Annotated in this window: 8 protein-coding genes; 5 read left to right on the forward strand and 3 right to left on the reverse strand. The window is 40.9% G+C overall.

The annotated features are described in order from the left end of the window. The first annotated feature begins 19 nt into the window (after positions 1 to 19). The gene (locus NSTC731_RS32440; protein ID WP_322710812.1) at positions 20 to 727 is read left to right on the forward strand and encodes an actin-binding WH2 domain-containing protein; all 708 of its coding nucleotides are present in this window, start codon (positions 20 to 22) and stop codon (positions 725 to 727) included. 438 nt (positions 728 to 1,165) lie between these two features. On the opposite strand, the gene NSTC731_RS32445 is transcribed toward NSTC731_RS32440, so the two are convergent. Further along, a complete protein-coding gene (locus NSTC731_RS32445) occupies positions 1,166 to 1,588 on the reverse strand; it encodes a lysozyme inhibitor LprI family protein (RefSeq protein ID WP_445628539.1) in 423 nt (140 codons plus the stop codon). Positions 1,589 to 1,668: 80 nt separating this feature from the next. Between NSTC731_RS32445 and NSTC731_RS32450 the strand changes: the two genes are divergently transcribed. Both NSTC731_RS32450 and crtR read left to right on the forward strand, forming a co-directional pair. Further along, positions 1,669 to 1,803 carry a hypothetical protein gene (locus tag NSTC731_RS32450; protein ID WP_445628540.1) on the forward strand — a complete coding sequence of 45 codons (135 nt, stop codon included), beginning with the start codon at positions 1,669 to 1,671 and terminating at the stop codon, positions 1,801 to 1,803. A 547-nt stretch (positions 1,804 to 2,350) separates the two neighbouring features. After that, entirely contained in the window at positions 2,351 to 3,400 is a 1,050-nt protein-coding gene (crtR, locus tag NSTC731_RS32455; protein ID WP_445628541.1) for a beta-carotene hydroxylase, read from the forward strand. Positions 3,401 to 3,579: 179 nt separating this feature from the next. Here the strand turns inward: crtR and NSTC731_RS32460 are convergent, their stop codons facing one another. Together NSTC731_RS32460 and NSTC731_RS32465 are read right to left on the reverse strand one after the other, a co-directional pair. Then, positions 3,580 to 4,506 carry a phosphodiester glycosidase family protein gene (locus NSTC731_RS32460; RefSeq protein WP_445628542.1) on the reverse strand — a complete coding sequence of 309 codons (927 nt, stop codon included), beginning with the start codon at positions 4,504 to 4,506 and terminating at the stop codon, positions 3,580 to 3,582. 84 nt (positions 4,507 to 4,590) lie between these two features. Next, positions 4,591 to 5,847, reverse strand: a complete 1,257-nt coding sequence (locus NSTC731_RS32465; protein ID WP_445628543.1) for a DUF4912 domain-containing protein — start codon at positions 5,845 to 5,847, stop codon at positions 4,591 to 4,593. A gap of 657 nt (positions 5,848 to 6,504) precedes the next feature. On the opposite strand from NSTC731_RS32465, the gene NSTC731_RS32470 reads away from it, so the two are divergent. Together NSTC731_RS32470 and NSTC731_RS32475 are read left to right on the forward strand one after the other, a co-directional pair. Continuing rightward, a complete protein-coding gene (locus NSTC731_RS32470; RefSeq protein WP_335007072.1) occupies positions 6,505 to 6,705 on the forward strand; it encodes a hypothetical protein in 201 nt (66 codons plus the stop codon). Positions 6,706 to 7,608: 903 nt separating this feature from the next. After that, positions 7,609 to 13,059: a translocation/assembly module TamB domain-containing protein gene (locus NSTC731_RS32475; protein ID WP_445628544.1), complete on the forward strand. Its 5,451-nt coding sequence runs from the start codon at positions 7,609 to 7,611 to the stop codon at positions 13,057 to 13,059. Positions 13,060 to 13,278 lie beyond the last annotated feature (219 nt).

The raw sequence follows: 13,278 nt of genomic DNA on the forward strand, positions 1-13,278 counted from the left end.
AATATACAAACTAAAAAATATGCTGAAAAAGCAAAATCGCGGAATTCAACAATTTGGAGTTTTAGTTAATTTACTGCGCGATCGCCAGTCGTTCTTAGAAGAAATTCGTCAGGGAGTGCGATTACAAAATAAAATAACTTCTCTATTCGTATCTAGTTCCATTTTCTTTGCCCTTTATGGAGCAATTATCGGTGCATCCCACAGTTGGGCACAGGCATTATCTGGTGCTATTAAACTTCCGGTATTCTATTTAATCACACTGATTATTTGTTTCCCGACGTTATTCTTTTTTAATGTTTTGTTTGGTTCTCGGAGCAGTATTCTACAGCATTTCGTTGTATTACTCACATCTGTGTCAGTGATTAGCGTACTTTTATTTAGCTTGGCACCCGTGACGCTATTTTTTCTAATAACTACACCCGATTCTTATCAATTTTTTAAACTGCTGAATGTGTTCATTTTTGGTATTACAGGCATATTTGGCGTTAAATTCCTGTATGAAGGAATGCAATTACTTTCTCAACAAGATGAAGTTGGTAAAAAAACCCGCACCACTATTTTAAGATCCTGGTTATTGCTTTATGCCTTTGTTGGTATGCAATTGGGATGGTTTCTCAGACCGTTTTTTGGTGCCCCTGACTCTAAATTTGAGTTATTTCGGGCGGTGAAAGGCAATTTTTATTTAGATATTGTAGCGGCGATTTCCGAAATTTTAGGTTTGCGTTAATCTCAAAAAAAGATAATTACTCTAGTTTCCATTTCCTCGTTCCCAGGCTGCCGCCTGGGAATGCATTCATTGAGTCTCTGACTCAATAAACCTCTTGCACAAATGCAAATTTAAAAGTCCCTCTCCCAAGCCTGAAGCTACGGTGTATACACAAGTCAAATTACCCCCCTTAATCCCCCCTTGGAAAGGGGGGAAACAAGAAAATCTAGTTCCCTCCCCAATACATACGGGGAGGGTTAGGGTGGGGTAATTCGATAACTTGTGTGTACACCGTAGCCCTTTTATAAGGGGAGGGTTAGGGTGGGGTAAAACCAAGATTTATCAACTACTTGAGACTTGTGTATACACGGTAGAGCCTGGGAGAGAGATTTAGGGTGAGGACTTTAAATTCATGCAACAAATATAATCTCTAAAAGCTTCTTCTAACCTGCTTTCAGCTTAAGGGTCAGTTTTCAGATATTCTTGTAATTGTTGGGTACGCAGTTTTGTAGTATCTTCCAAACAACCAAAATAAATGCTAGAGGCAATACTTCCGCCCTCATATCTACTTCTTTCAAACTCACAATTGGTATCTCGAAACTTGATCCATGCTAGTTGTGCAGCAATCAATTTTTGTTTTCTAGGCCTTTCTAATGAAGATATCAATTGTTGATAAACCTGATTCAGTTTTTTATCTGCATTCTGATAAGACAACTTTGTACATTCATTAATTGCCGCTTGAGTTTGAGGATTATTGCAGTTGAGCTTTTGAACTAAGCGCATCTCAGATAAATCAGGCGTTGTGCCTGCTATTGTCATGGCGAGGGGATTTAAACTGCTGAGAGTTAGTATACTGGACAAAACTAGTAATAATTGACGCATAGCAAAATCTTTGTTCTTAAATAATATAGAAATTTGATCTTTTTGGTGGTCTCGAACTCAGAATCAGAGTAGAAAGTGGTATGCTCCACAAAGAAGTGTCATGGTTTGCACGAACCTTTGCTTATTCTGGCTACCAGTATCCAGCGATGGATTTTTGGTTAAAAGAAGAAGACAGCAAAACTGCATGGAATCGAAAGAGGATAAGCGATCGCTAGTATATATACTTATTGCATCATCCAGAGCCAGGGATGAAATTTTTATGTAAGCAAATAAAATATATATTTTTGTTAGAAGTATGATATTTATGTCTAAAATATTTTTATTATACGTCAAATTCCGATAAAACTCTTGCATCGATCGTTAAAATAACTGTATTCTTTATATTGTTGAAAATTGCTTTTCACAAAAGCAATAACAAAGCACAATTTCAGCACATCGCAAAAAACATTGACTGGGCAAATCGATAAATGTCGATATCAAACCAAAATCTATGTATGCTGTTGTTGCTGGCATTATTGAGTAACAGGAGCAACTCTCAAAATGAAAAATCAAATATTTTGTTTATGCATGTAATGTAGCAAAAAATTCAAAAATTTTTACTATTCCCTATCTCTTACAGTCCATACCTAATTTGAATAGAGAAGAGTATTGGTTAAACTTTCAATCTTTTCATCTCTTTAATCGGGGCAAGAAATCTATTCTGTGCTGGCTGAGTTTGGGATTTAAAACTCATTTTATCAACGAATCACGACCAGGAAAATTATGACCTCTTTAGATCCTAATTTTTTTGACATCCCGGACAAAAGCCTAATCATCATCGACCCAGGCGTTGATGACTATAAAAAGCTAAATGGCAACAACTTGGAAGTCATCTTTAAAGACGTAGTAGATCCAGAAGTAATAACGGTAACTTCAAAAGCAGAAAAAATACTGAAAGCTCCACCAAAGGAATTGTTAGTGCCTCCTGGTGATTTCAATCCTACACTACAACTGTTTTTTGCATCTGTGACAGTACTGGTGTCATCTCATTGCGGTTACTGGCTTTGGCAATGGCCAGACTGGCTGTGTTTTATTTCTAACACTATTGCTCTGCATTGTTCTGGAACAGTAATTCATGATGCTTGTCACCAATCTGCCCACCGCAATCGAGTCATTAATGCCATATTAGGGCATGGTAGCGCCCTGATGCTAGGGTTCGTTTTTCCAGTGTTTACACGAGTACATTTGCAGCATCATGCTCATGTAAACCATCCCAAAGATGACCCAGATCATTTTGTTTCTACAGGTGGGCCGCTGTGGATGATTGCATTTCGATTCTTGTCCCACGAGGTGTTTTTCTTTCGACGGCGACTGTGGCGCAAATATGAGCTATGGGAATGGTTAATTAGCCGCTCAATTGTTGTTGCAATTGTTTATATCTCAGTTCAATATCATTTTTTAATGTACGTTCTCAATTTTTGGGTTGTACCTTCTGGTATCGTGGGATTAGTACTGGGTTTGTTTTTTGATTATTTGCCCCATCGTCCCTTTGTTGAACGCGATCGCTGGAAAAATGCTCGTGTATACCCTAGCCCAATTCTTAACATCCTGATTTTAGGTCAGAACTACCATTTAATTCATCATTTATGGACTTGTATTCCCTGGTACAAATATCAGTCTACATACTATCTAATGAAGCCTTTGTTAGATGAAAAAGGCTGTTATCAAACTTCAGGGTTACTACAAAAGAAAGACTTTTTAGAGTTTATTTACGATATCTTTGTCGGAATTCGCTTTTCTCATCAAAAAACTAAAAATCAAGATGAATCATAAAGTCGTAAATAAGCATTCTATCTCGTTCCCAGTCTCAGACTGGGAACGAGGGAAAATATTTGTAGAGACGGCGATTTATCGTGTCTCAAAAACCTGAACCCTATTGTATTAAACACGAATCACCCCTCCCCGCCAAAGCATCGGGGAGGGCTGCAATAACTCTGGGAATTATAACTATTTTATTTTTTGTAAATCAAAAAAACTGAACCAATCGGCCCAAGGTTTTCTACATAAATTTTCTGGTTGTAATACAATCCTGGAGACATACCTCCATCAAATAAAATCCCTTCTTGTATCTTACCTAAACAGTTATTGCTAGCAATACCTTCTAAGACATTATCAAACATATCTGGCAGTAACTCTTGATTAAGTTGTGATAATTCAATTTTAGAATTAGCTTTCAAGTCATTAACTAATAAGATTACATAGCCTTGATTGGTGATAGCTGCCAAAGAGCGATTAGTCGCATTTTTACAAGCAAATTCTCCCAAATCTTGGCAAATATCTTTAAATTTACCCTGACGATAGAATCTGCCATTACCGCCCACTAAATTGTAATTGAGAATATCGCTCGTTCTTCTGCCAGTTTGAATAGTAGCCTGTCGCTGCTGGGGTGTACCTCCTGATATCCCAAAGGAAGAACGTTTATTTTTAAATGCTCCTGAATACTCTACGCCACGAGAAATATTTAAGCCTTGGGGTTTATTATCAGTATCTATATAGTCGGCATTAATTGCGGCAATGGGTAGCTGTCCGTTTAACTTGGCATTTTCATCGGCGATGAGTTCATGAAACTGTTTTGCTACATATTCTTTACGCAGTTTCCCTCTACTATCTTTGGCGTAAAGTTTATGAGATAGTCCAACATTAACTTTGAAATCTAATTCTGCTGATTTGGGATTAAAAATAATTACATTGTTAATACCTTTAGGATTTTTTTTACCTTGATTATTGGTTTTAAAAAAATCAATACTAAACTTGGCATCTTTGCCAGGGCAACTTTTAGACGCTTTTGGAACTAAATTTGCTTCCATCTTTTGACAACCTGATAATAAGCTTGCACTAATTATCAAAATAAATAACAAAAATAATTTTTTTGTGGACATATAATGCAAAAAAAACCGCTACAGAATTACTATAGCGGGGAATAATTTAAAATTTCAGTCTGGAGTCAATCTCAGAACCAAACCTTAAGAGAACCATTCTAAGACAGCTTCTTCTTTGGTGTTAGTATTCCGAGATGGTGTCTCACGGTTAAATTTCATCTGAATCGAGCGGGTTTGCTCGCCATCAGCAGCTACAGCCAAAATTGGGTAGTCAATTAAACCATCCTGGAAGGACATCTGGAAGCGGAATGTTCCATCTGGATTCAGCTTAATTGGACGGCCACCAATAGTTACATTAGCATCGGGTTCGGTTGCACCGTAGACTATCAACTCAGCATCAGCAATTAACCAGAACTTGCGCGGACGCACTGGTACGGCGGAAGCCGAGAAGCCAACACCTGACATACCTGCACCGGAAGCGGTTAAGCCAGACACGGTAGGAACAGCCCACAGACCTACACCCGATGGGAAAATGTAGGAGCTAATAGCTTGTTCGGGACGCGCTGCACCTTGTTGGGAGCCGAAGATAGAACCAGCAACCCGTAGTGCTTCGGCAGATTCTGCTAAACCAAATATTTCGTCGTAGATGGGGTTGCTGCCATTCACAGCATTACCAACATTACCATTGGCGGTAGCTGCAACCTTCTTGGCAGGGGGAACTAGTTCGTACTGAGTTTTGCCACGTAAATCTTCTTCAAAATTGACAGTGATGAAGACATCCTCAATCCAGTCAGAAGGATAGACGGGAGGAATGTGTACTTTACTAGAACGAGCTAGTACTAACCAGCGACCATCAGCAGCACGATAGCCGATATCAATCACATAATCGCGATCGCTAACTGGAACTGGTAGATACCATTCTCTAGCTAGTTCATCAGCAGGATATTCTTGAATGCTATGTGGGCTTTGGTATTCGATATCTATGTCGGTGACATCATAAATCCGTAGTGCTAGTTGTTGTCCGCCTTGCCGACGCAGTTCCTCTTTGTGTTCATTGGGAACATCCCAGTAAGTGTAAGCCCATTGAGGATCGCGCGGTAAGAGTACAATCCGGCTTTCACCATAGCCAGAGGGCAAATCTGCGAGTCCTTCATCAACATCAGCCAAAGATCCGCCAGTACGATCTTCCTGACCTAATTCAAACTTTGCAGCTTCCACGGTTTCTTGTGCCTCCAATGAACGAGATGGACTGAGTAAGTTTTTGCTACGCTGGACTTCTTGTATTGATGTCAGCAGTTGTGATTTACGCATTCGGCTATAGCGAGAGATGCTATATTCGCTAGCAACTTTGCGTAGTTGGCGTAAGGTCATCTCCTCTAGTGGCGGGCGTTCTTTTGCCATTAATTTGGCCTCCAGTAGTTTAAGCGGTAAATGATTTCCCCTGGTTAAAGAATGCTATGTAAAATCTCATCCATTCCAGATGAATTTCTTATTCCTGACTCCTGGTTTTGCCCAGTTTTTAAGTTTTTTAATCTGTTTTTAAATTGAGCCAACATCCTTTCAACTCCTCATGATGCCAAAATTAGCATTTCTTTGGGATCGGAGGATTTCTATTTGTTAAGTCTATATTAACCACTAAGCATATCTAGGGATCAAGGGGTCATAAGTAGGTTTTTTGCCTGTTTCACGAATTTATCAGCCCTTCTGGGATCTTATTGTCATGAAATCATGATAATTGGAGCAATCTAGGTGTTTAGCAACGAACACAATGTCAAGCTTTCATGACATTTATTTCTGGGTTAGCCAAAAACCCCAATTCTTGAAGAAGAATTCAGAAGTCAGAATTTAAAAGCAAAGCCAAAGACGCTGCACTATCAACTCTTTCGTTCAAAATACCCAACTGATTTCTGGTGACTGACGCCAATATTGCTGTTTCGTTAAGCGATCGCCTTTCTCACCTCACCCACTATGATGTGAAATTAAGTCCCAAGATAGTGTGTAGCCCACCATAGAAGAACTTAAGCTTGGCATATAAGTTTAGGGTTTAAGGAAAGAGTTATGAATAAGGAAACAGTTCCTAGTCAAGCTGAAAAGTCTAATCCAGAAGGCGATCCATCACAATTAAGTCCAGAGGTTTTGGACAAAATCAAACACCCTGCGAGAATAGACGATGTTATTCGAGAGCAATCACCAGAAGAACGTAGAAGTAACCCAGCTTTAGTACCAGAAATGATTGACGATCCATCTGATAATGATTGATTAAGTTTGTAAAACAGTAATCGAAAAGCTTAGATTCGCTACTTCTCTACACAAGTAGCGAATCTTGTTAGTAATTTGTTGCTATTCAAGATTATGTAGTTATTCGCTATATATTTCCGGCGTGTTGATGTCTAATAGCACAGCCTGAGTATCAAATTTAACTTGATAAATTCCTGGATAAAATTATTTGATAAGTTGGGGTAAACCTAAGAGGATGTTTGAAAAGTCATGATTGATGTATAAAATATTTTTTACCCCACCCTAACCCTCCCCTTATAAAGGGGAGGGAACTAGATTTGTTTTTTCCCCAATATATCGGGGGGGTTAAGGGGGGTAATAATTCAATTAACACAACATACCACTTTTCAAGTATCCTCTAAGCTTTATTCATAGATATTTTGTAAGTGTGTTCGCAGATACATTTGCCTCCTGAATAATGGAAGGCTAAATCATCATTGTCATCTATACTAAGTTAGATTCTGGAAAGTTAAAGTTTATAACCAGAGTTGTATATACAAGAGCGGTTATAAAGTCATTTAATAAAAAATTACTGACTTGGTGAAAGATAATATCTATACCAATTCTTTTGAAGATGCACATAATATTCTAAATAATTTTCCTAATACCAGCAAAGTTTCCAAATCTCAAAACGAACAAAACTAACGTCTGGTGAAAAATTATTAATCGAAAGAAATTCAGGAATTACACAAAATCATGAAATAACATAGACGCACCGCAAATGCGTCTTATTGGCGTAGCCTCTCCTCGAAAATACAAGCAGCTTGCCACAAAGTTCTTGCGTAAGTCCTGATATTGTGAAACCATAAATTGTAACTTGCTGATAGAACTAATTAATTTGTCTCTAGCCTCACTCCAGAAAAATTACTGGTAGTAATAACAATCATGACGCGATCGCCAAATTCAGAAAACAATCAGGAACCATCTAATCGTCGTCTATGGCTCCTGCTTTTAGGACGTACCAGTTTGGCTCTGGGTGGGGTTTTACTAGTTGGAATTATAGTTGGTGCTTGGTGGGCTAGAAACTATGTATATAAAGATTTAGCACCGTTAGTACAGCAAAATCTTGAGCAATTGCTGGGGCGTCCAGTAAAAGTTGGGAACGTTGAACGTTTTTCGCTTTCTAGTCTGAGATTTAGCTCTCTATCGATACCAGCAACTCCCAACGATGCAGATCGGGTGGTAGCAAAAGCTTTGGATGTGCAGTTCTCGCCGTTGCAACTCCTCCTTACCCGAAAACTGGTATTAGATGTCACGTTAGTTCAACCCAATGTCTACATTCAACAAGATAAAGATGGTCGTTGGGTGACAGCCCAAGTTAAGGCTGGGGAAGGAAAAGGTTTTATTCAAACTGAGTTGCAGTCACTTCAAATTCAAGATGGCAATATAGAGTTGATGCCATTCGCCGCACCGACTAAACCGAAAGGCTCAGTCATATTAGATCGAGTTGGTGGTATTGCCCGATTTTCCGATCAAAATCAAAGGATCGGTTATGACTTCAATACTCAATTCACTAGGGGAGGCGCTGCTAAAATTGTTGGCGAAACCCAAGTAAAAGCTCAACAAACTAACCTGCAACTTTCAGCCCAAAATTTACAAGCATCCGATATCACTCGATTAATTCAGTTACCCATCGCGCTGCAAGCAGGATATTTAAATGCTGACTTAGGGGTTCAGATTCCCCCCAAACTTTCAGACATCGCAATTACGGGAACAGCTACAGCTAATCAAGTCACCGCTAAAATTCAAAATCTTCCTCAGCCAATTTCTAATTTTAATGGGAAATTTCTATTTCAAGGTCAGACAGTTACTTTAGATAATCTGAGTACGAACTTTGGCAAAGTTCCCATTCTCGCTAATGGAACAATTAATACTCAAACAGGTTTTAATGTTTCTGCTCAGATAAAACCTGTTACTGCGAAAAATATCTTAGATACATTAAAAGTAAATTCGTCAGTCCCAGCTAGTGGCGAAATTCAGGCAAAAATTCAGGTAGGCGGCGCACTTGAGCAACCAGTAGTCAGCGGTACAGTAAGTAACACTAAACCAATTCAAGTTGACCGCATTCAATTTAATACCATCAACACTGATTTTCGCTTGAATGCATCCAAAACTGCATCTCAACTTACTGTCTCTAATCTGAAAATAGTCCCCGCAGCTGGCGGTCAAATTATCGGCGGCGGTCAAGCTAATTTGGGAACCAAAGATGGGGTAATATTTAATGCTCAAGCTGATGGAATATCAGGAGATATACTAGCAAAAAGTTATGGCGTTACTCTACCGATCGCAGTGGGAAATGTTTCAGCAAAAGCCCAAATTTCTGGTTCACTTCGCAAACAGCCTTTGAAACTTGATGTTTCTAGTGTTCAGATAACGCCACCAGCCGGGGGACAAATCACAGCCAATGGTCAAATTCAACTCGCTCCCCAAGGTCAGGTAGGCGTAGATATTCAAGCTCAAGGTATTCCAGGAAATGCGATCGCTCAAGGTTACGGCATTTCAACTCCCATTAATGTTGGTGGTATATCTGCGAACGCGAAAATTTCTGGTTCTCTGGGTAGACCGTTAAACGTCAACGTTTCTCGCGTTCAAGCAAATCCAGATGTGGGAGGGCAAGTCACAGCTAGCGGACGAGTTCAGCTTGCACCTCAAGGTAGGGTAGCGTTGAATGTGCAAGCAAAAAATATACCAGGAGATGCGCTCGCCAAAGCCTACAATTCCTCACCCGGCATCACCATTGGGAATGTCTCGGCAAATGCTGATATTTCCGGCACTCTAAGCAATTTGCAAACAGTCGCGCGGGTGCAAGCGCCTAAAGCTACCTATCCCACTACCGGACGAGTTGTTGTTACCAAACAGGGAGAGAATATCGTCTTTCCCGATGCGGTTGTGAACGTCGCAGGTGGGACAATCACAGCTCAAGGTCAACTTGCACAACAACGCTGGCAAGGATCTGTCAAAACTTCTCGAATTCAACTCAACCGTTTCTCACCACAACTGCGAGGACGGCTGAATAGCAATATTCAGTTAGCTGGCACAACACAATCTTTCAAGCTTGCGGATATTCGCGCCGCCGGACAAATCAGCCTTCCCCAAGGAGTCGCGCAACTGGCAAAACCGCTGACTGCAAGATTTCAGTGGAATGGACAGCAGATTATCGTTGAAAACGCAAGTACCTCAGGATTTAGTGCTAATGGTGCGATCGCTATTCAGTCTCCCCCAACTGGCGCACCCCAAATTGCCGGATTTGATTTAAATGTACTGGCGCAGAATTTCAACCTCCAAAATACTGGCTTTAAAGTTCCTGGGGACGTAGCAATAGCAGGGCGACTTGATTTTAATGGAAAAGTTACAGGAACTCCAGATGTACCCCAAGCGAATGGCAATATCCGACTGCGGAATTTCAATGTGAGTAACTTGGCGTTTGACCGACTTTTAACCGGAAATGTGAATTTTCAAGGGGGACAAGGAGGAAGTCTGCGATTAGCTGGGAAGCAAGATCGGATTGCTCTTAACTTAGGTGCAGATTATCGTCCGACTTCATTTTTAGTTAAACGCGATGAGGCAGTTACTACAGGGAGAACTGAGGGAGATAACTTGATAATTAACGCCCAAGAGTTTCCCATCGCTCTGGTTGGCGGCTTTTTACCTAACAATCAATTGAAACCTCTGGGAGGGCAATTATCGGGTAATTTAGTTGTGAATCTGAATAATTATGCCATTGCGGGAGATGTGGCGATCGCAGGGCCTCGCGTTGCCAGAGTTGCAGCCGATGAATTTCGCGGTAGCATCAATTATGCCGATGGTACAGCTAGCTTGGCTAACGGTCTATTGCGAATTGGCGATAGCAACATCGCTCTCAGTGGCAATGTGCAAGCAGGGAATGACCCGCAATTTCAATTCCAAGCTAATTTTGCCCAAGCCAATATCCAGAGACTTTTACAAGCGTTTAATATCTTCGACTTTCAAGACCTTAGTACTGGGTTGCAGCCTCCGACTTTAGCTGGTGCAGAAGCACTTGAAACTGAGCCTGTCAGGTTGCCGAATGCAGATTTGAAAACACAGTTAGCATATTTCTCGAATATTACCACAGCACTAGCCAAAGAACAGCAAGCTGAAACCAAAAAAACCGCATCTTTGCCCAGCCTTGCAGAATTAACAGGTGCTTTAAGCGGAGCAATTACAGCCAATGGCTCGTTAAAATCTGGGTTGAATGTTGGCTTTAATTTTCAAGGTGCTAACTGGCAATGGGGTAATTATTCCATCAATCCAGTCATTGCTCAAGGCACTTTCGCCGATGGTATCGTCACCCTTTCACCCTTGAGTGTGGGGATCGATCGAGGACTAGTGTCGTTTTCAGGACAGTTAGGAACCGATCAACTATCTGGAAAATTGAATGTAGCCAGTCTGCCCTTATCACTTTTAGAACCTTTTATCGAAAAATACCCCGTAGATATCACTGGTAACGTAAATGCTGATGCCACTTTAGCAGGTAGTTTGCAAGACCCCAGAGTTCAAGGGAAAGTGGCGCTAGCGAATGCAACCCTTAACAAACAACCCGTACAAACAGGACAAGTGAACTTTGATTACAACAACGCTCGCTTGAATTTTGATAGTACCTTACTCGTGACAGGAACGCAGCCAGTTGCCATTACAGGTAGCGTACCTGCTCCTTTGCCTTTTGCCAAAGTGCAACCTGATAGCAATCAAATCAACATCGACGCCAATGTGCAAAATGAAGGATTGGCACTGTTAAATCTGTTAACCAACAATCAAGTCGCTTGGGTAGACGGTCAAGGAAAAGTAGATTTAAACGTTAAAGGTACTTTAACCGAACCAATTATCAATGGCAACGCCACATTTAATAATGCTACCTTTAGCGCTCAAGCCTTATCCGATCCTCTCACGAATGTCACAGGAACAGCACAATTTAATGGTAGTACGGTAAGCGTTGAAAATATCCAAGGTAATTACAATCAAGGGCAAGTAACTGCATCAGGTATCTTGCCAATTTTTGATGCTCAACAAGCCGCAGCGAATCCCCTAACAGTATCAATAGCAGACAAACTCAACTTTAAGCTTGCAGGACTGTATGAAGGTGGTGTTGGTGGTGATGTCGTGATTCGCGGCACAGCCTTAAAACCTGTAATTGGTGGAGAGATTCAACTGAGTGATGGTCAGGTAATTATTGGCAACTCGCCTACTACGGCAAAAAAATCAGCAGCTACAGCAGAGTCTAACACTAAAGTCATAAATCTAGATAGACAACAAGTTAACCAAGTTAACCCTAACGCCACACCAACAGCAGAGAATAACGCTAACCCAGTAGCTACAGTGGACGGAAGCACTAACCCAGTGGTTACAGTGGATGGAAGCACTAACCCAGTGGCGACAGCAGACACAAGCACTAGCGCCGCAACTCCACCCAATTTACCTGTAGAGTTTGCAGATTTAAAGTTGATTTTAGGCAAAGATATTCGGGTTGCAACTCAGTCCCTACTCAGCTTTGTACCAGGAGGAGCGGCATTAAGTCAGCCCCTATTGAGGTTTGACGCAACAGGCGACTTGACCATTAATGGTACATTAGCCAAACCGCTTCCTCAAGGAGTCATTCGTTTGACAGGAGGACGACTCAGCTTATTTTCTACTGAGTTTACCTTGGCGCGGGGCTATGAACAAACTGCGCGGTTTACTCCAAGTCAAGGACTTGACCCGACTTTGGATGTCCGACTGACGGCAATTGTGCCGGAAGCATCAGCAAGGAACACTCAAACTTTGGAATCACCATTGTCTTCTGAAGTCAGTGATGTTTCTGTAAACAACTTTGGGACTTTACGTAGCGTTACCGTTCAAGCGAGGGTGAACGGGCCAGCTAGTAAATTGGGTGAGAATCTAGAACTGACGAGCGAACCTAGCCGTAGTAAGGGAGAAATAGTTGCTTTGCTAGGTGGCTCAATTCTGGGTTCTTTCGGTCAACAAGCAGATGCAGGCCAAGGGCTAACTAATTTCGCTAGTTCTACCATTTTAGGTAGTTTACAAGGAACTATCACTGCGATCGGACAGGCTGTTGGTTTCAGTGAATTTCGGATATTTCCGACTCCATCTATTAATAATGATGAATCAAAAACATCAAGAACTTCAATTCTTAATTTATCAGCGGAAGGTGTGTTTGATATTAATAAAAATTTCTCTGCCTCTTTATCACGCGCTCTTTCTAGCGATGACTCTTTCCGTTTCAATGTCCTCTATCGAGTCAATGACGAAATTCTGATGCGAGGCTCAACTGATGTGGGGGATGACAATCAACTCCAAGTTGAGTATGAAACTCGATTTTAGATTGCTGTATTAGCATTGTCAGCCGACACAATCGCATTGCTGGCCAATAAACTAACTAATTACCTGGACAGGATATCACTCAATACTGTTTGGTCAAGGCAAGAGACGCGATGAATCGCTTTTGTAGAGACGGCGATTTATCGCGTCTTTGACGAGCAATAATTTTCATCAAAAAACCTTAACCGAACCGTATTGGGATATCATATCAAGTCCGGCTAA

The sequence above is a fragment of the Nostoc sp. DSM 114167 genome, assembly GCF_052692655.1.